Here is a 19,768-nt window from a genome sequence, read left to right on the forward strand (position 1 = left end):
TGGGGTGAAGTCGTAACAAGGTAGCCGTATCGGAAGGTGCGGCTGGATCACCTCCTTTCTAAGGAATATTCTTCTGACTGCGTACCGTTTACGGTATGTGGTTGGAAGAACGGAACAGCTCTTACGAGCTGACACATACTTGGTTGTTTGGTTCAGTTTTGAGGGATTAAATCCTTCAATCTATGGGACTGATTTTATATGTCTCAATAGTAGATATGTACCTTGAAAACTAGATAAGCAATGACAAGACATCAAACAAAACAACGAAACGACTTTTTTACTGTAAGATAGTTAAGTGAAGAAGGGCGCACGGTGGATGCCTTGGCACTAGGAGCCGAAGAAGGACGGGACAAACACCGATATGTCTTGGGGAGCCGTACGTAGGCATTGATCCAGGAATTTCCGAATGGGGAAACCNAATCCTTCAATCTATGGGACTGATTTTATATGTCTCGATAGTAGATATGTACCTTGAAAACTAGATAAGCAATGACAAGACATCAAACAAAACAACGAAACGACTTTTTTACTGTAAGATAGTTAAGTGAAGAAGGGCGCACGGTGGATGCCTTGGCACTAGGAGCCGAAGAAGGACGGGACAAACACCGATATGTCTTGGGGAGCCGTACGTAGGCATTGATCCAGGAATTTCCGAATGGGGAAACCCACTGCTCGTAATGGAGTAGTACACGTATCTGAATTCATAGGATACGTGAGGCAGACCCGGGGAACTGAAACATCTTAGTACCCGGAGGAAGAGAAAGCAAATGCGATTTCCTAAGTAGCGGCGAGCGAAACGGAATCAGCCCAAACCAGAAAGCTTGCTTTCTGGGGTTGTAGGACACTCTATACGGAGTTACAAAGAAACGCTTTAAATGAATCGACCTGGAACGGTCAGCCAAAGAAGGTAAGAGCCCTGTAATTGAAAGAGTGTTTCCTCCAGAGTGGATCCTGAGTACGGCGGAACACGAGAAATTCCGTCGGAATCCGGGAGGACCATCTCCCAAGGCTAAATACTTCCTAGTGACCGATAGTGAACCAGTACCGTGAGGGAAAGGTGAAAAGCACCCCGGAAGGGGAGTGAAATAGATCCTGAAACCGTGTGCCTACAAGTAGTCGGAGTCCTATGATTTTTCTTTGGAAAAATAACGGATGACGGCGTACCTTTTGTAGAATGGACCGGCGAGTTACGATCTCCTGCAAGGTTAAGCAGCATATGCGGAGCCGCAGCGAAAGCAAGTCTGAATAGGGCGAATGTAGTAGGGGGTCGTAGACCCGAAACCGTGTGATCTACCCATGTCCAGGGTGAAGGTCAGGTAACACTGACTGGAGGCCCGAACCCACGCACGTTGAAAAGTGCGGGGATGAGGTGTGGGTAGGGGTGAAATGCCAATCGAACACGGAGATAGCTGGTTCTCTCCGAAATAGCTTTAGGGCTAGCCTCAAGAGTTGAGTACTGGAGGTAGAGCACTGATTGGACTAGGGGCCCTTACCGGGTTACCGAATTCAGTCAAACTCCGAATGCCAGCCACTCCATCTTGGGAGTCAGACTATGGGTGATAAGGTTCATAGTCGAAAGGGAAACAGCCCAGACCGCCAGCTAAGGTCCCAAAGTATACGTTAAGTGGAAAAGGATGTGGAGTTGCTTAGACAACCAGGATGTTGGCTTAGAAGCAGCCACCATTTAAAGAGTGCGTAATAGCTCACTGGTCGAGTGACTCTGCGCCGAAAATATACCGGGGCTAAACGTATCACCGAAGCTGCGGATTGTTCTTACGAACAATGGTAGGAGAGCGTTCTAAGTGCAGCGAAGTCAGACCGTGAGGACTGGTGGAGCGCTTAGAAGTGAGAATGCCGGTATGAGTAGCGAAATAAGAGTGAGAATCTCTTACACCGAATGCCTAAGGTTTCCTGAGGAAGGCTCGTCCGCTCAGGGTTAGTCGGGACCTAAGCCGAGGCCGAAAGGCGTAGGCGATGGACAACAGGTTGATATTCCTGTACCACCTCATGATCGTTTGAACGATGGGGGGACGCAGTAGGATAAGGAAAGCGCACTGATGGATATGTGCGCCCAAGCAGTGAGACTGTTGGATAGGCAAATCCGTCCAACTAAGGTCAAGCTGTGATGGGGAGGGAACATAAGTACCGAAGTTCCTGATTTCACACTGCCAAGAAAAGCCTCTAGTGAGATTATAGGTGCCCGTACCGCAAACCGACACAGGTAGGCGAGGAGAGAATCCTAAGGTGATCGGGAGAACTCTCGTTAAGGAACTCGGCAAAATGACCCCGTAACTTCGGGAGAAGGGGTGCTTCTTTTAGAAGAAGCCGCAGTGAAAAGGCCCAAGCGACTGTTTAGCAAAAACACAGGTCTCTGCGAAGCCGTAAGGCGAAGTATAGGGGCTGACACCTGCCCGGTGCTGGAAGGTTAAGGGGAAATGTTAGCACTTAGTGCGAAGCTTTGAACCGAAGCCCCAGTAAACGGCGGCCGTAACTATAACGGTCCTAAGGTAGCGAAATTCCTTGTCGGGTAAGTTCCGACCCGCACGAAAGGTGCAACGACTTGGGCACTGTCTCAACGAGAGACCCGGTGAAATTATACTATGCGTGAAGATGCGCATTACCCGCGACAGGACGGAAAGACCCCGTGGAGCTTTACTGTAGCCTGATATTGAATGTTGGTACAACTTGTACAGGATAGGTGGGAGCCTGAGAAGCCGGAGCGCTAGCTTCGGTGGAGGCGTCGGTGGGATACCACCCTGGCTGTACGGACCTTCTAACCCAGAACCGTGATCCGGTTCGGAGACAGTGTCAGGTGGGCAGTTTGACTGGGGCGGTCGCCTCCCAAAGAGTAACGGAGGCGCCCAAAGGTTCCCTCAGAATGGTTGGAAATCATTCGTAGAGTGTAAAGGCAGAAGGGAGCTTGACTGCGAGACCTACAAGTCGAGCAGGGACGAAAGTCGGGCTTAGTGATCCGGCGGTGCCGTATGGAAGGGCCGTCGCTCAACGGATAAAAGCTACCCCGGGGATAACAGGCTTATCTCCCCCAAGAGTCCACATCGACGGGGAGGTTTGGCACCTCGATGTCGGCTCATCGCATCCTGGGGCTGTAGTCGGTCCCAAGGGTTGGGCTGTTCGCCCATTAAAGCGGTACGCGAGCTGGGTTCAGAACGTCGTGAGACAGTTCGGTCCCTATCCGTCGTGGGCGTTGGAAGTTTGAGAGGAGCTGTCCTTAGTACGAGAGGACCGGGATGGACATNTAAAAGCTACCCCGGGGATAACAGGCTTATCTCCCCCAAGAGTCCACATCGACGGGGAGGTTTGGCACCTCGATGTCGGCTCATCGCATCCTGGGGCTGTAGTCGGTCCCAAGGGTTGGGCTGTTCGCCCATTAAAGCGGTACGCGAGCTGGGTTCAGAACGTCGTGAGACAGTTCGGTCCCTATCCGTCGTGGGCGTTGGAAGTTTGAGAGGAGCTGTCCTTAGTACGAGAGGACCGGGATGGACATACCGCTGGTGCACCAGTTGTTCCGCCAGGAGCATAGCTGGGTAGCTACGTGTGGAAGGGATAAGTGCTGAAAGCATCTAAGCATGAAGCCCCCCTCTAGATGAGACTTCCCATCATTTTAAATGAGTAAGATCCCTCAGAGACGATGAGGTTGATAGGTTCGAGGTGGAAGCGTGGTGACACGTGTAGCTGACGAATACTAATCGATCGAGGACTTAACTAAAATGATATGAGTTTTATGAATCAAAGAAAAAAGTCGTTCGTTGAATAACTTGATGTCTCATTGCTTATCTAGTTTTGAAGGTATATATTAGGATATTTTCTAAAACACTTGCTTTTTTCATGCAATGTGAATATAATATACCTTGTCCCTAAATTTTATTTTATTGGTCTGGTGGCAATAGCGGAAAGGTCACACCTGTTCCCATGCCGAACACAGTAGTTAAGCTTTCCAGCGCCCATGGTAGTTGGGGCATTGCCCCTGCGAGAGTAGGACGCCGCCAGGCATACTTTATAAGTATATTCTAAGTAAAATAGAATCTTAATAGGAAATTAAACTTTTCCTACATTATCGCGGGGTGGAGCAGTTCGGTAGCTCGTCGGGCTCATAACCCGAAGGTCGCAGGTTCAAATCCTGCCCCCGCAACCAATTACTTTTAAAAACAACAAATAATGGTCCGGTAGTTCAGTTGGTTAGAATGCCTGCCTGTCACGCAGGAGGTCGCGGGTTCGAGTCCCGTCCGGACCGCCATTACATATTAATTACAAAGGTCTTAGGAAAACTCTTCCTAAGACCTTTTTTTACTTTATAATCAGCTTAGTGCTTCATTAAGGTTTAATCAAATTTGTAACCACAAGTGTAAATAAAGTTGATCTTCTGTAAATCTTTGTTTTTAGTTCATAGGACTTTGCCGAATTCCCAATAAAATAGCATGGTTGTTTTTAATTTGTATGAGACTTTGCTATTATGTAAATAGATCTAATGGAAGTGGTGACTTGCAATGGATGAGTTTGAATTTATTAAATCAATACAGCAAAAAAGTTATGTACAACCAAGTTTAATTAAAGGTATCGGGGATGATGCTGCAGTCTTCCGTCAATCCTATCAGGATACAGTGATGGCAGTCGACACATTCGTAGAGAATATACACTTTTCTAGAAAGACGATGCATCCATTTCATGTAGGTTATCGAGTATTGGCTGCTAATATTAGTGATATGGCTGCAATGGGCTGTGATCCCGCATATTATTTAATATCTATTGTTATTCCTGAAAGTTGGGCCGAAGACGAACTAAGTGAGATTTACAGGGGTATGAAAGAGATTGCAACTGAATACAAAATGGATTTAATAGGTGGAGATACTGTTTCAGGTAACGAACTAGTAATCTCGGTGACAATTGTAGGATTTGTAGCTAAAGGTAGCTCTAGATATCGTTCTAGTGCCCAAGATAATGACAAGGTATTTGTTACAGGAACCCTAGGCGATTCCGCTGCTGGATATTATCTTTTAACCAATGAGTCTGATGGCGAAATTGGAGGTTATGATTACTTTGTAAATCGACATCGTATGCCCAAACCGAGAATAGCATTTGCTAAATGGTTAGAATCGCTTTCTAGAATATCCCTCAATGATATTAGTGATGGGATTGGTAATGAAGCAGCAGAGATTGCCGAGGCGTCAAAGGTCTCGATTCATTTAGATTATAGTAAAATTCCTTATCACCATGATTTAGAGTACTTTACCCAAGAACAACAAAAAAAATGGAAGTTGTTCGGTGGCGAAGATTTTGAATTAATTGGTACAGTTTCCGAAAAAGAATGGCCGTTAGTTGTAGAAGCAGGAAAACAGACAAATACTAAAGTAACTGAAATAGGTTATGTGAAGGATAATGTACATTCCAACAATTCAGTATTTCTGTATGAGGACAGTAAGGTAACTAAATTAGACAAATTAGGTTATACGCATTTGAAATAGGTGATGAAAATGGAAAAATTTGAATTTACTAGCTGCACAACTGAGGAAACAAAACGATTGGCTAAAAAACTGTCACTCCTTCTCAAACCAGGGGATGTAATCACACTAGCAGGTGATCTTGGCGCTGGAAAAACAACTTTTACCAAAGGTATTGGTGCAGGTCTAGGAGTAACTCGAACAATAAATAGTCCTACTTTTACGATTGTGAAGGAATATATGGGCGAACTACCGCTTTATCATATGGATGTATATCGGTTAGAAAATAGTGATGAGGACATTGGATTTGAGGAATATTTTAACGGAAACGGTATAACGGTAATTGAATGGGCTATATTTATTAAAGATTTTCTACCGGAACATCGATTAGACATTGATATTCGTCGTAAAGATGAAAATACTCGAATTATTACCTTTTTCCCCAAGGGAGAGGCTTTTGAAAAGATTTGTGAGGAGTTAGTAGGATGAATATACTTTCGATAGATACATCGAATCAAACAATGGGGATTGCTATAGTAAAGGATGGTCAGTTAGCTGGTGAGTATATTACCAACGTAAAAAAGAATCACTCTGTAAGGCTCATGCCTGCTATTGACCAATTAATGAGAGATACGGAAACTTCTCCAGAAGACTTGAAAAAAATTGTAGTTGCGAAAGGACCGGGTTCCTTTACAGGTATTAGAATAGGTCTATCCACTGCTAAAACAATGGCATGGGCATTAAAGATACCTGTAGTTGCTGTATCTAGTTTAGAGGCAGTAGCCTATCAAGGCAGCTTCTTTGACCAATTAATTTGTCCCTTTTTTGATGCACGAAGAGGATTAGTCTATACGGGTGTATACAGATGGAACGCTAGCGGTGAACTTGAACATATTGAAGAAGAAAAAAACATCATGCTTACTGAACTGCTAGACAAACTCGCACAACAAAAAAGCAGTGTTCTTTTTTTGAGTCAGGACATTGAGCTTCACAGGGATGTAATAACCCAGACTATGGGAGACAAGGCTATAATTCCTGAGTCAAGTCACCACGTCCCGCGCCCATCGTTATTAGCACAAGTTGGTGCAGATAAGGATGCCGATGAATTACATACGCTAACACCTAATTACTTAAGACTAGCTGAAGCTGAAGCTAATTGGTTGAAACAACAGCAAGGAAAAGATTAATGGCTACTATTATAATCAGGCAAATGACAGTTCAGGACATAGATCAAGTAATAGAAATTGAAATGTCCTCATTTGGTGTACCGTGGACTAAAGATGTATTTTACAAGGAATTAACAGAAAATCCATATGCAATTTATTTTGTAATAGAAAAGCAAGGTACTATTCTTGGCTATTGTGGGTTGTGGGTAGTAATTGATGAAGCTTCTATTACTAATATTGCAATACTTCCAAAATACAGAGGAAAGAAATACGGGAGAGCACTGTTTCAATATGTATTGAATCAATCGATTGCACTAGGTGCCCAAACACTTTCACTGGAAGTACGGATAAGTAATATAGTAGCTCAAAATATGTACCGAAGATTTGGACTTATTCCGGGTGGAATTAGAAAAAACTATTATACAGATGACAATGAGGATGCGTTAGTAATGTGGGTGAAATTATGAAAAAAGATCAATTTATATTAGGAATTGAAACAAGTTGTGATGAGACGGCCATGGCAATAGTTAAAAATGGAGTAGAAGTGGTTGCTAATGTTGTTGCATCACAAATAGAAAGTCATAAGCGTTTTGGTGGAGTGGTGCCAGAGATTGCTTCTAGACACCATGTGGAGCAAATTACGATTGTATTGGAAGAAACATTTGAGAAAGCCAATATGAGCGTTGAGGATATGGATGCAATTGCTGTCACAGAAGGTCCTGGACTAGTGGGAGCTCTATTAATTGGCGTTAATTCGGCAAAGGCATTAGCATTTGCAAAAAATAAACCATTGGTTGGTGTCCACCATATAGCAGGTCACATCTATGCCAATCGTTTGAACAAAGAATTTTCGTTTCCGTTATTGGCACTTGTGGTCTCTGGTGGTCATACGGAGTTAATCGTAATGCGTGAGCATGGATCCTTTGAAATCATAGGAGAGACACGAGATGATGCTGCTGGAGAAGCCTATGACAAGGTAGCTAGAACATTACAGCTACCTTATCCCGGTGGTCCACACATTGATCGCTTGGCTAAAGTGGGTGAAGCGAATATTGATTTCCCACGAGCCTGGCTTGAGGATGATTCGTATGATTTTAGTTTCAGTGGTTTAAAATCAGCTGTTATTAATACGTTACACAATGCTGAACAGCGTGGAGTAACGCTTAAAAAAGAAGATGTCGCTGCAAGCTTTCAAGCTAGTGTAGTAGAAGTGTTAACTGCTAAAACCTATAAGGCTGCTAAGGAATATGGGGTTAAGCAGGTGATTGTCGCTGGTGGTGTTGCAGCAAACCAGGGGCTCAGGAATGAATTACAATTAAAATTTAATGATGAAATAGAATTATTAATACCCCCATTGGATTTATGTACTGATAATGCAGCGATGATTGCTGCTGCGGGGAGTATAGCATATGATCAAGGCCACAGAGCAGGCTGGGATTTAAATGCTAATCCGTCTTTAGATTTAGAAAAATATTCCTTAAGGGGAACTCTGTAAATTAACTTATCAAGGCTTCCTTTTATTAAGAGGAAGCCTGTTATTCGTTCTGTAAAATGATGAGAAATTTGTAAAATCATTTTCTTACATCATTCTACAATTATCAACAATATTTTCAACCACCTGTGGATAAGTATTTAGCAAGTGTAGTGTAATTAATGTTTACAGTGAGGATAACTTTTGTGGATAACTACATAAAAAGCTGTGGATTATGTGTATAACCTTGTTGAAAACCTAAAAACCAATGACCACATTGTGGATAATCCTGTTAGTAAGTGGATAATTCACTTACATTATGTTATTACATAAAAAAAGAGGTATCCAAACACGAAAATGCTCGATTTATCCACAATTAAGTCGAATTCAATTAAAAAGCACAAGACCTTATGTGACTTTTGAAAATCACAGGTCTTGTGCTAGTTATTTTTCACTATGAAGTTCTTCCCATTCCTCCATAAGCTTTTCTAAAGTTGCATTGTAATCTTCATTTTTCTGTGTCAGCTCAAGTGATTTTTCATGATCTTGAAACACTTCTGGTTGGCACAATAAATCTTCAATTTCCTGTACACTTTCTTCAATGTGTTCTATTTCTTGCTCAATCTCAGTAATGCGTCGTTCTCTTTTTCTTGACTCTTTTTTTACTGCCTTTTCCTGTTGGAATAAAACCTTTGTTTCATTTGTTTCATCTATCGTTTGGTTTGAAGCCTCTTCCAGTTCTTTCAACTCATATTCTTCCTGTTTTTTTTCTAAATAATAGTCGTAGTCTCCAAGATAAACAGTTGTTTCTTTAGGTTGCATTTCAACAACCTCTGTAGCAATTTTGTTTATAAAATATCTGTCGTGTGAGACGAATAATATTGTTCCAGGGAAGTCTATTAATGCTGCCTCAAGCACTTCTTTACTATCTAAGTCTAAGTGGTTGGTCGGCTCATCAAGAATAAGTAGGTTTGATTTTTCCATCATGAGCTTGGCTAATGATAGCCTAGCCTTTTCTCCACCACTTAATGATGAAACAATCTTAAGGACATCATCTCCTGAAAAGAGAAAGTTACCTAAGACGGTGCGAATATCTTTTTCATTCATCATTGGATAATCGTCCCAAAGTTCAAGTAGAACAGTTTTATTTGAATTAAGTTTTGTCTGTTCCTGATCGTAATAGCCTATTTGTACATTTGTACCAATTTGTAATGTACCTTGATTAGCCTTATAGTCACCGATAATCGTTTTTAATAAAGTTGTTTTACCAACACCATTAGGTCCTACTAATGCAATACTCTCACCCCGAGAGACATCAAAACTTAGGTTTGAGAAAATGAAGTCCTGTTGATTGTCATATGAAAAAGCCAAATCTTTTAGTTTCAAAACGTCATTTCCACTGCGTTTATCTATCTGGAAAGAGAACCTAGCAGATGCTTCATCCCCACTTGGTTTGTCCATTTTCTCCATTTTTTCTAGCTGTTTTCTTCGACTTTGTGCCCGTTTTGTTGTAGAAGCTCGGACAATATTTTTTTGGACGAAATCTTCTAATCTTTTAATCTCTGCTTGCTGCTTATCGAATTGTTTTGACTCCCGTTCATAATCGAGTGCTTTTTTTTCTAAATACTTACTATAGTTTCCGTGATATTTTGTAGATTGATGTCTAGATATTTCATAAATGTTGTTGACTGTTTTATCTAGAAAATATCTATCATGGGACACAATAACTACAGCACCACTATAACCATTTAAATAGCCCTCTAGCCACGTTAGTGTTTCGATGTCTAGATGGTTTGTTGGTTCATCAAGGATCAATATGTCCGGTTTAGCAAGTAGTAGTTTCCCTAAAGCTAAACGAGTTTTTTGTCCGCCACTTAACTCATTAATGGTTGTAGTTAAATCATAATCCTGAAACTGCAAACCATTCAGAACACCTTTAATTTCGGCTTCGTATTGATAACCGCCTTCAGTTTTGAATTCTTGTTGTTTTTTGTCATATTCGAATAAAAGTTGTTGATAGGCTTTAGTATCATTAATGAGTTCAGGATCCCCCATTTGTTGTTCCATGTTTCTAAGTGAATTTTCCTTTTTAATCAAGTGTTCAAAGACTAACAGCATTTCATCCCATATCGACTGTTTAGAGTCTAAACCAGTATTCTGTGCAAGGTATCCTACAGAAACGTCTTTTGGTTTATGAATAGTTCCTTCATCGTAAGAAAGGTTGTTAGACATTATTTTTAAGAGTGTTGATTTACCGGTACCGTTTCTACCAACTACTGCAATACGATCATTGGTTTTAATTTCTAGTTTAATGTTAGATAATATAGTTTCAGCGCCGTAACGCTTTGTAATATTGTTCACCTGCATTAAGATCATTTTACTCACCTCTGTATATTAAGTGTATCGCAGTTTTCTTCTAACTAGCAAGCTTGATTAATGCAGTAGTACCTTTAAATAATGGAAACCTAAAAATCGCTCGATTAAAGTACTGAATAAAATACTAGCATTTATAAATTAATAACTATACTATTGAGTTAGTGAAATTTTTCACGACATCCCCAGCTATTTTTGTTAAACTATATTTAAATGTTTATTTAGTTTGTAATATAAAGAATTCTATTGTAATTATTTGTCTAAAGTAAGTATAAAATAAATGTACACGCTATCAGAATAGAACGAAAAAACTAGTTACTATTATTAGCAAATTTTGGGGAAGCTAAAGCTAAATTTAGTCAAATGAGGGGAATAATCATGAGCGATAATAAAATACCACAGGCTACAGCAAAGAGATTACCATTATACTATCGTTTTTTAAATAACTTATATGCCAAAGGAAAACTTAGAGTTTCATCTAAGGAGTTAAGTGAAGCTGTAAAGGTAGATTCAGCAACAATTAGAAGAGACTTTTCTTACTTCGGCGCATTAGGAAAAAAAGGCTACGGATATAATGTTGAATACCTATTAGGCTTTTTTCGCAAAACATTGGACCAGGATGAGATCACTCGTATTGTCTTAATAGGTGTGGGTAATTTGGGAACGGCATTTTTACAATATAATTTCACAAAAAATAACAACACAAAAATTGAAATGGCATTCGATGCAGATCCAAATAAAGTTGGTCAAGTAATCGGTGGGGTCCCTATTTATCATATAGATGATCTGGAAGAAAAAATAAGTAACATAACAGTGGCTATCTTGACGGTTCCGGTTTCTGAAGCTCAAATTATAACAGACCGATTGATTCAAGCTGGCACTTCAGGTATATTAAATTTTACTCCAGCTAGAATTACTGTGCCTGATGAAGTTCGTGTTCATCATATTGATCTGGCCGTAGAACTTCAATCATTGGTGTATTTCCTTAAGCACTATCCACTCGATGGTGGTACGGAATAATACTTTTAAACTTAGATTTAATAAAAAACAGCTAACCATTTTAGTCAGGTTAGCTGTTTTTTTATTCTTTCTTTTTGGACTTTTTAAGTTTAAAATGCATCTTAAATAGCCTAAAAGATACGACAAAGTCTAGTGTTGCAAAAAAAGCGAGCAAGATTGTCATGAAATTCCATACAGTATCTTCAACTGATTGTGTTGCTATATAAGTGAATACAACTCCCATACCAAAGTATAAAGAAGCCATAAACAGTGGTGATGTTCTCATGTTTTACTTAGCCTCCAATAATGATCATTTGCAATTGCTCTAATTGTTCTAACATTTTATCTAATTCTTCCTGGTCAAGTGTTAATTGTCCAACAACAGCATAAGTGTTAATAGACATGTGCGCAATTATGGGCACTATAATTCGCTTTGTTTTAACGTATAGAAATGAAAATACTATCCCCATAGCCGTATAGACCAAAATATGTGGGTTGTCATTATGAACAAGCCCAAAGACTAGTGCTGAAGCCAAAGCCGCTATAATAAAATTAGTGCGCTTATAAATGCTACCAAAGATAACCTTTCTAAAAATAATTTCTTCTAAAATCGGAGCAATGATAGTAACCACAATAATAAAAATAGGAGCGGACCTTGCGATAGCCATGATGTCCATCGTATTTTGAGACCCTGGTTTAATATTGAGTACAAAAGTCTCGATGATAATCGCAGCAAATTGTGCGAAAAAGGCTAAAAATATTCCTAGTATCGACCACAGAATAATAGTACCTATTTCCATATTACCACGTACATCTTTCATTTCATCTCTAAGTAAATACATTATAACTACCAAGGCAACAATAAAACTAAATAAACTCCAAGATACAACTGCAAATAACGCATCTATATTGAACAAATTAATAATAGGTAAAACAACGATACCAGATAATTGCATAATAAGGTAAGTCAAAAGGACATACCAATATTTTTTAGGCAAAAAGCAACGACTCCTTCAAGGTAAATTTACTAAGATTACTATATTGTACGTATTTTAACACAAGTTTAGAATAGAATTAAAATAGTTAGTCCCATACTGTAGAAACATACATAATTATAGGAGAAATATAAATGTCGAAAAAAAAATAATTTACTTTACTTGCAAATTTAAATGCAATTCATTATGATAAGAATTGTGTTAGCACTCTTAGTCGGTGAGTGCTAAAATGGAAAAACAAAACATTGAATAACTTTAAGGAGGGTTTTACTATGTTAAAGCCACTAGGTGATCGCGTTATTATTGAGCTTGTTAAACAAGAAGAAAAGACTTCAAGCGGAATCGTACTTCCAGACTCTGCAAAGGAAAAACCACAAGAAGGAAAAGTCATTGCAGTTGGATCAGGTCGTGTAACAGATAACGGAGAAAAGGTTGCTCCTGAAGTAGCTGAAGGAAACTTAATAATTTTCTCTAAATTTGCAGGTACAGAAGTTAAATATGAAGGTACGGAATACTTAATTCTTCGCGAAAGTGATATTCTAGCTATTATTGGCTAAGTAGCGAAGAAGATACACAATATATCATAATTATACGGTTAGGGAGGCTTTAAATATGGCTAAAGAAATTAAATTTAGTGAAGATGCACGTCGCGCAATGCTCCGAGGTGTTGATACTCTAGCAAACGCTGTTAAAGTAACATTAGGTCCAAAAGGTCGTAATGTAGTTTTAGATAAAAAGTACGGTTCACCACTAATTACAAATGATGGTGTTACTATCGCTAAAGAAATTGAATTAGAAGATAAATTCGAGAACATGGGTGCACAACTTGTATCCGAAGTTGCATCTCAAACTAATGATGTTGCTGGTGATGGTACAACAACTGCAACTGTATTAGCACAAGCTATGATCCAAGAAGGTCTTAAAAACGTTGCTTCTGGTGCAAACCCAGTTGGTGTTCGTCGTGGTATTGAAAAAGCAGTTAAACTAGCTGTTGAAGAACTAAGAAGTATCTCAAAACCAATCGAAAGTAAAGAATCTATTGCACAAGTAGCAGCTATCTCATCTGGAGACGATGAAGTAGGTCAATTAATTGCTGAAGCAATGGAACGTGTTGGTAACGATGGTGTTATCACTATCGAAGAATCAAAAGGATTTAACACGGAATTAGAAGTAGTAGAAGGTATGCAGTTTGATCGTGGTTATGCTTCTCCTTACATGGTTACTGACCAAGATAAAATGGAAGCAGTACTAGAAGATCCGTACATTCTAATTACTGACAAAAAAATCGCTAGTATTCAGGAAGTACTTCCTGTCTTAGAGCAAGTGGTTCAACAAGGTAAGCCACTTCTAATGATTGCTGAAGACGTTGAAGGCGAAGCGTTAGCAACTCTTGTAGTGAATAAGCTTCGTGGTACATTCAATGCAGTTGCTGTAAAAGCTCCTGGTTTTGGTGACCGTCGTAAAGCAATGCTAGAAGATATTGCTACATTAACTGGCGCTGAAGTAATTACAGAAGATCTTGGATTAGACCTTAAAAACACAGGAATTGAGCAACTAGGACGCGCTACAAAAGTTGTGGTTACAAAAGAACATACAACTATTGTAGAGGGCTCTGGCGATCCTCAACAAATTTCATCTCGTGTTGCACAAATTCGCGCACAATCAGATGAAACTACTTCAGAGTTTGATAAAGAAAAACTACAAGAGCGCTTAGCGAAACTTTCTGGTGGAGTTGCGGTTATCAAAGTTGGAGCTGCTACTGAAACAGAATTAAAAGAGCGTAAACTTCGTATTGAAGATGCTTTGAATTCTACACGTGCAGCAGTTCAAGAAGGTATTGTTGCTGGTGGTGGTACTGCACTAGTTAACGTGTACACGAAAGTAAAAGAATTAGGACTAAGTCTTGAAGGCGACGAAGCAACAGGTGCAAATATCGTTCTTCGTTCATTAGAAGAACCAGTTCGCCAAATTGCTCACAACGCTGGTCTAGAAGGATCAATCATTGTAGAACGTCTAAAAGGTGAAAAAGTAGGTATAGGCTTTAACGCAGCTACTGGGGAATGGGTAAACATGGTTGAAGCTGGTATCGTTGACCCTACAAAAGTAACTCGTTCTGCATTACAAAATGCAGCATCTGTTGCAGCAATGTTCTTAACTACCGAAGCAGTTGTAGCTGACCTTCCTGAAGAAAACTCAGGTGGCGGAATGCCAGACATGGGTGGCATGGGCGGCATGGGCGGCATGATGTAACATCGCCCCCAAACCCTTGATATGAATGGGTTTTTAAGTAAGATGAAAGTGAAATGCTAACATCATATATAAGAGGCTTCTCAAGTTGATTAAACTTTTGAGAAGCCTCTTTTTTTATTATTTCTTAGATATTATGTGGAAAAATAAAAGACCATCTTGCCAAAGCGTTAGCTGGAAGGTCTTTCTCTTTTTAAAATAACTCCCTGTCAAAGCGGTGACTTTAAGTACATTGAATCATATTAAATCTTCTTGTTTATTCACTCGACAAAAAATACATTTCAGACACCACTATAAGAAATCACTGTTGGAAGTTTTGCTTTGAAACAAGTTATTCACTTATAGGCATTACAAATAATTCATATAAACGATATAATATATTCCTAGGTTTTAATTACTTGGGTCTTGGGGGCTAACGATGAATAAAGCGAGAGATATACTTGTAAGATCAACCATTATGATGGAAGGAATATCATATTTAGTGTTAATTCCTTTGGCGGTATATGTTGTCTTTTACCATGGAGATTTACTTGGGGAACGATTGCAATACTCGGCTATAGGTTTAGTTGTTGCATTAATTGTCACATTTAGTCATGGTCTATCTATTCGGTATTTTGGATTGTACAAGCCAGTAAAGTCTCTTTATACAGATGATAGTCTAGATGATTCACAAATATCAGAAATAAAATTAAAACTACTTAAATATCCATTAAAGGAAGCGTATAGTGCTTCTATTAGATGGGCCTATGGTGTATGTATTGTTATCTTAATTACAAATTTATACGTACCTCTTGAAATGACTACTTATATTGCAGCAATGGCAGCATTATTTCAATCTGTATTAGTTAATTTTATTAATAATTATTTTATAGCCGAAAGGCTCTTATCGGATATTTTAGAAGAACCAAAGCTTGTTGAAACGATCATTGAGCCTAATCAATATAAAGAATTTAGTTTAATCAATAAAACGGTTATAACAGTTGTAGGTATTTTCTTGGCTGTTTATTCAGTTACCAGTTATTTAATATTTGCGGTAATTTATGAAACGATTCCAACTAACCAAGTACAATTACACTTTATTATTATTTCAGTTGGACTAGTTGCCCTTTTATTGCTAACCATTAATATGTTCAACTATTCGAATAAAAAAAATCTTATAAAAATTAAAGAATCGATTACGAAGATTTCAGAGGGAGAATTGACTACACATCTTAGTATGACCTCCGTAGATGAATTAGGTAGAGTGTGTACGGATTTAAATAAATTAAAACAATCACTAAGAAAGATTGCTGGAGTCATTTTTTATGAAACAAAAAATATCTATGAACACTCTGAATCATTAAGTTTTCAAAATCAAAATGAATTTAGCGAAAATTTAATCCAACAATTAAAGGATGATAACTTTAATAACCTTTTTGAAGTAACGGACGCACTTCACCAAATGACTAAAGTGTTAAACGAAATGTTGAATATTAACACAAGACAAAATTATATTCAAAGAGGAAGGGTTCAATTAAGTAGTGCCATTCAAAATGCAGAGAGTTTATCACGTTCGACTGATGAAATGATAAAAAATCTAGCTAATCATGTTGATGCTATTGTTGGGGTCATATACGTGTTAGAAGATGATAATATGTTAAGACAGATAGGAGGTTACGGACATCCATTTTCACATAGGGATTTTAAGGTGGGAGAAGGTTTAATTGGTCAGGTAGCAGTAGACCGACAGATGAAAATAATAGAAGAAATTCGGGAAGACAATATAATTGTAGATACAGGCATCGTTCAGTTAAAGCCAAATCAAATGACAATTATTCCGTGTGTATATAATGATGAGACAAAAGCAGTAATCGTTCTTGGAACGATGGGAACTTTTGATGAAAATCATGTTGAGTTTTTAGAAAGCATAGGCGAATCCGTTGCGCTTGCTATTACTTCACATCAAACGAATGAAATGAAGGAAGCATTACTAGATCAAAGTCAAAAACTAACCGAGGAATTAAGAGAGCAACAGGAAGAGTTAATGGAAACTAACACAGAAATGGAACAAATGAACGAGGAACTAGAGCAACAAACTCAAGAATTAAAGAAATCAGAAGCTCGACTGGAATCCCAACAGCAAGAACTCAGGTATGTAAATGAGGAGCTTAAGGAACGATCTTCGGATGTGGAAAAACAGCGAGACGAGTTAAATCAGAAAAATGAAAAGCTTCGAAAAACGCAGAAGCAGTTAGAAGAAAAAGCTGAAAACCTAGAAAAGGCAAACCAATTTAAATCGGAATTTTTAGCAAATATGTCACATGAACTTAGAACGCCTTTAAATAGTATTATTATTCTTTCTAAGATTATGTATGATAATAAGCAAAGCGTCTTAACTGAAAAAGAAGTGGAGTACTCTGAAACAATTTATGCAGCTGCACATGATTTATTAGAGCTAATTAATGAGATATTGGATCTAGCTAAAGTAGAAGCAGGTATGATGGAAGTAAATTTAGAGTATGTTCATCTTCGTCATTTTGCAGATGATATAAAGCAGGCCTTTAAGGAGTTAGCAATAACGAAAGGTTTAGACTTTTCTGTAGAAATGGATAAGAAATTACCTGAACATATTCAGACTGATCCACTAAGACTTAAGCAAATTATAAAAAATCTTGTATCTAATGCTTTTAAGTTTACGAATGAAGGTTTTGTATCTATCAAAATTTATAGGTCCACTAGTAGAGATTGTATAGCATTTTCCGTTTCGGATTCCGGGATTGGTATTCCAGAAGATAAACAGCAATTAATATTCAAGGAATTTAGTCAGGCGGATGGAAATACGAATCGGAAATATGGTGGAACTGGCCTTGGTTTATCCATATCCGAGAAATTTTCTAAGTTCTTAGGTGGAGAAATTAAGTTGATAAGTAAAGAAAAAGAAGGTAGTACATTCACCTTGCTGATTCCTGGTAAAAATGAATTAGAAGAGAAAGAAATTCCAAAGCCTATTGTAGTAGAAGAAAAGAAAGGTTACTCTCAAAAGGTTGAAAAGGATAAACTGATTTTAATAATTGATGATGACCCAAATGTTGTGAAAGTAATAAAGGATTTTGCGGGGGATAGAGGATTCAAATGTCTGAGCTCTTTCGAGGGAGAGAAAGGCTTAGAGATGGCGAAAAACTTTAGACCAGACGCAATTATTCTTGATATTAAACTACCTGGAATTGACGGTTTTGAAGTGATGAAGCGCCTTAATGAAGATGAAAAGACAAGTCATATCCCTGTTCATTTTGTGTCCTCTTTAGATGAGATGCAAAAAGCGAGGGATATGGGTGCACTTGGTTTTACAACGAAACCAATCACTGGCCAAAAATTTGAGAAGCTTTTCGCAGGTATAGATGGAAGCTTAAAAGGTAATGTTGCTGCAGGTGAAGAGCCTCAATTGCTCGTTATTCATAATGATGGAAAAGGTAAAGACTTCATTAAACAAATTAAAAAAGTTGGATTTCCCTATCTAAAGGTAGCTAACTTTGTAGAGGCAAACAACATACTAGATCACCAAAATATAAGTAGTATAGTGATAGATTTTTCGTTAAAGGATGAGGAAACGCTGGATTTCTTGCGCACGGTAAGAAGCAATCCAGATACTGCTTCTATTCCAATTATTTTGTACAGCGATGAAATGATCTCTGAAGATGATGAAGTGATCGTAAATAAATATGTGAACAGTATTATTATAGAAAGTGATCGTTCAGAAAGAAGATTAATAAATGAACTTGCACTGTTTTTGCATCACATTGAAGGCCAATCATTCAAAGAAAATCAAGCACAAGAAAATTATTCATCAAAAGGGCAATTACTATTAAATAAAAAGGTGCTAATTGTGGATGATGATATGCGCAACATTTTCGCTTTATCCAGTGTGTTAGAGGATCAGGATATGAAAGTTATCGTTGCGAAGAATGGAAAAGAAGGATTAAAAAAATTAAATGAAAACGACGATATTGACCTTATATTATTGGATATCATGATGCCTGAAATGGATGGATATGAAACGATGCGTGAAGTTAGAAAAATACCAAAACATAAGGATCTCCCGATTATTGCTCTTACAGCGAAGGCGATGAAAGGAGATAAGCAAAAGTGTTTGGAAGCTGGCGCGAATGATTATATGTCTAAGCCAGTAGATATTGTACAACTTTTATCCTTGGCTAAAGTGTGGTTACAAAGATGAAAAAAAATGAATTGAATCATGAGGAAAATACGAATATTGAAATTCAATTATTGCTAGAGGCTATTTTTCGAAAGTATGGGTATGATTTTAGAAATTATTCAACTAATCATTTGACTAGAAGAATTAGCTATATTCTAGAAAAGACAAATAGTCAAAATATATCAGAGCTTCAACATAAGGTTTTGTATGATGGTAAAACATTTTATGAAGTGTTAAAAAACCTATCTATTAACGTCACAGAAATGTTTCGAAACCCTTCTTTTTATAAATTGATTAGAGAAGAGATTGTCCCCGTCTTAAAAACGTATCCCTTTATAAAGGTATGGTCAGCAGGCTGCTCGACTGGTGAGGAGGTCTATTCATTAGCCATTCTATTAAAAGAGGAAGGGCTTTTGGATCGCTCTCTAATCTATGGTACTGATCTAAACGAGGATGTGTTGATGAAAGCAAGAGAAGGGATTTATTCAGCAAAAAAATTAGAGGATTATGCTAACAATTATAAAGATGCAGGTGGTAAAGGAAGGTTAGCGGATTATTTCACCGTGAAATATAATTCTATTCTTCTAAAAGAAGAGTTAAAGAAAAATATTGTATTTGCCGGACACAACCTAGTGACGGATCATGTTTTTGGAGAAATGAATCTGATTATTTGTCGGAATGTTTTCATCTATTTTGAACAAGAGCTACAGGATCGAACGATAAAACTGTTCCTAGAAAGCCTTTGTACTGGAGGCTTTTTAGGAATAGGTGCAAAAGAGGATATTCGATTTTCAAAACACTATCATTTACTTGATACAGTAAATGATAGAAATAAAATCTATCAGAAAAAATTCATTTAACTCATCTGG

The 19,768-nt window shown here is 38.2% G+C and carries 13 protein-coding genes, 2 tRNA genes and 3 rRNA genes; 15 read left to right on the forward strand and 3 right to left on the reverse strand.

The genetic code is table 11. The features are described from left to right. The 10 genes from GH741_RS19705 to tsaD form a co-directional block, all read left to right on the forward strand. A 16S ribosomal RNA gene (locus GH741_RS19705) occupies positions 1 to 58 on the forward strand; the annotation flags it as partial. Positions 59 to 538: 480 nt separating this feature from the next. Next, a 23S ribosomal RNA gene (locus tag GH741_RS19710) occupies positions 539 to 3,727 on the forward strand. 167 nt (positions 3,728 to 3,894) lie between these two features. Beyond that, positions 3,895 to 4,010, forward strand: a 5S ribosomal RNA gene (gene rrf, locus GH741_RS19715). A 66-nt stretch (positions 4,011 to 4,076) separates the two neighbouring features. Next, positions 4,077 to 4,153 (forward strand) — tRNA-Met (locus GH741_RS19720). Between the two features lie 25 nt (positions 4,154 to 4,178). Further along, a tRNA-Asp gene (locus GH741_RS19725) sits at positions 4,179 to 4,255 on the forward strand. Positions 4,256 to 4,505: 250 nt separating this feature from the next. Further along, positions 4,506 to 5,480, forward strand: a complete 975-nt coding sequence (gene thiL, locus GH741_RS19730; RefSeq protein WP_153738476.1) for a thiamine-phosphate kinase — start codon at positions 4,506 to 4,508, stop codon at positions 5,478 to 5,480. Between the two features lie 9 nt (positions 5,481 to 5,489). Next, on the forward strand, positions 5,490 to 5,945 hold the full coding sequence (gene tsaE / locus GH741_RS19735; protein ID WP_153738477.1) for a tRNA (adenosine(37)-N6)-threonylcarbamoyltransferase complex ATPase subunit type 1 TsaE: 456 nt from the start codon (positions 5,490 to 5,492) through the stop codon (positions 5,943 to 5,945). Next, positions 5,942 to 6,643 carry a tRNA (adenosine(37)-N6)-threonylcarbamoyltransferase complex dimerization subunit type 1 TsaB gene (tsaB, locus tag GH741_RS19740; protein ID WP_153738478.1) on the forward strand — a complete coding sequence of 234 codons (702 nt, stop codon included), beginning with the start codon at positions 5,942 to 5,944 and terminating at the stop codon, positions 6,641 to 6,643. Before tsaE ends, tsaB begins: the two co-directional genes overlap by 4 nt. Continuing rightward, positions 6,643 to 7,089: a ribosomal protein S18-alanine N-acetyltransferase gene (gene rimI, locus GH741_RS19745; RefSeq protein ID WP_153738479.1), complete on the forward strand. Its 447-nt coding sequence runs from the start codon at positions 6,643 to 6,645 to the stop codon at positions 7,087 to 7,089. Before tsaB ends, rimI begins: the two co-directional genes overlap by 1 nt. Then, positions 7,086 to 8,117 (forward strand): tRNA (adenosine(37)-N6)-threonylcarbamoyltransferase complex transferase subunit TsaD, encoded by a 1,032-nt coding sequence (gene tsaD / locus GH741_RS19750; RefSeq protein WP_153738480.1) that lies wholly within the window; start codon positions 7,086 to 7,088, stop codon positions 8,115 to 8,117. The genes rimI and tsaD overlap by 4 nt, the downstream gene beginning before the upstream one ends. A gap of 420 nt (positions 8,118 to 8,537) precedes the next feature. Here the strand turns inward: tsaD and GH741_RS19755 are convergent, their stop codons facing one another. Further along, entirely contained in the window at positions 8,538 to 10,469 is a 1,932-nt protein-coding gene (locus tag GH741_RS19755) for an ABC-F family ATP-binding cassette domain-containing protein (RefSeq protein ID WP_153738511.1), read from the reverse strand. Positions 10,470 to 10,844: 375 nt separating this feature from the next. Here GH741_RS19755 and GH741_RS19760 point away from each other — a divergent pair, with 375 nt between their 5' ends. After that, positions 10,845 to 11,486, forward strand: coding sequence for a redox-sensing transcriptional repressor Rex (locus GH741_RS19760; RefSeq protein ID WP_153738481.1), 642 nt, complete (start codon positions 10,845 to 10,847; stop codon positions 11,484 to 11,486). A 61-nt stretch (positions 11,487 to 11,547) separates the two neighbouring features. Here the strand turns inward: GH741_RS19760 and GH741_RS19765 are convergent, their stop codons facing one another. Together GH741_RS19765 and GH741_RS19770 are read right to left on the reverse strand one after the other, a co-directional pair. Then, on the reverse strand, positions 11,548 to 11,751 hold the full coding sequence (locus tag GH741_RS19765; RefSeq protein WP_153738482.1) for a YdiK family protein: 204 nt from the start codon (positions 11,749 to 11,751) through the stop codon (positions 11,548 to 11,550). Between the two features lie 7 nt (positions 11,752 to 11,758). Then, positions 11,759 to 12,463: a CPBP family intramembrane glutamic endopeptidase gene (locus GH741_RS19770; protein ID WP_153738483.1), complete on the reverse strand. Its 705-nt coding sequence runs from the start codon at positions 12,461 to 12,463 to the stop codon at positions 11,759 to 11,761. 269 nt (positions 12,464 to 12,732) lie between these two features. On the opposite strand from GH741_RS19770, the gene groES reads away from it, so the two are divergent. The 4 genes from groES to GH741_RS19790 all read left to right on the forward strand — a co-directional run bounded on the left by groES (position 12,733) and on the right by GH741_RS19790 (position 19,759). Continuing rightward, positions 12,733 to 13,017, forward strand: coding sequence for a co-chaperone GroES (groES, locus tag GH741_RS19775; protein ID WP_153738484.1), 285 nt, complete (start codon positions 12,733 to 12,735; stop codon positions 13,015 to 13,017). A 55-nt stretch (positions 13,018 to 13,072) separates the two neighbouring features. Beyond that, positions 13,073 to 14,710, forward strand: a complete 1,638-nt coding sequence (groL, locus tag GH741_RS19780; RefSeq protein ID WP_153738485.1) for a chaperonin GroEL — start codon at positions 13,073 to 13,075, stop codon at positions 14,708 to 14,710. Positions 14,711 to 15,125: 415 nt separating this feature from the next. After that, positions 15,126 to 18,920 (forward strand): response regulator, encoded by a 3,795-nt coding sequence (locus GH741_RS19785; RefSeq protein ID WP_153738486.1) that lies wholly within the window; start codon positions 15,126 to 15,128, stop codon positions 18,918 to 18,920. Then, positions 18,917 to 19,759, forward strand: a complete 843-nt coding sequence (locus tag GH741_RS19790; protein ID WP_153738487.1) for a CheR family methyltransferase — start codon at positions 18,917 to 18,919, stop codon at positions 19,757 to 19,759. Before GH741_RS19785 ends, GH741_RS19790 begins: the two co-directional genes overlap by 4 nt. Positions 19,760 to 19,768 lie beyond the last annotated feature (9 nt).

This window comes from Aquibacillus halophilus (genome assembly GCF_009649745.1).
In the GTDB taxonomy this organism is placed as follows: Bacteria; Bacillota; Bacilli; order Bacillales; family Amphibacillaceae; genus Aquibacillus; species Aquibacillus halophilus.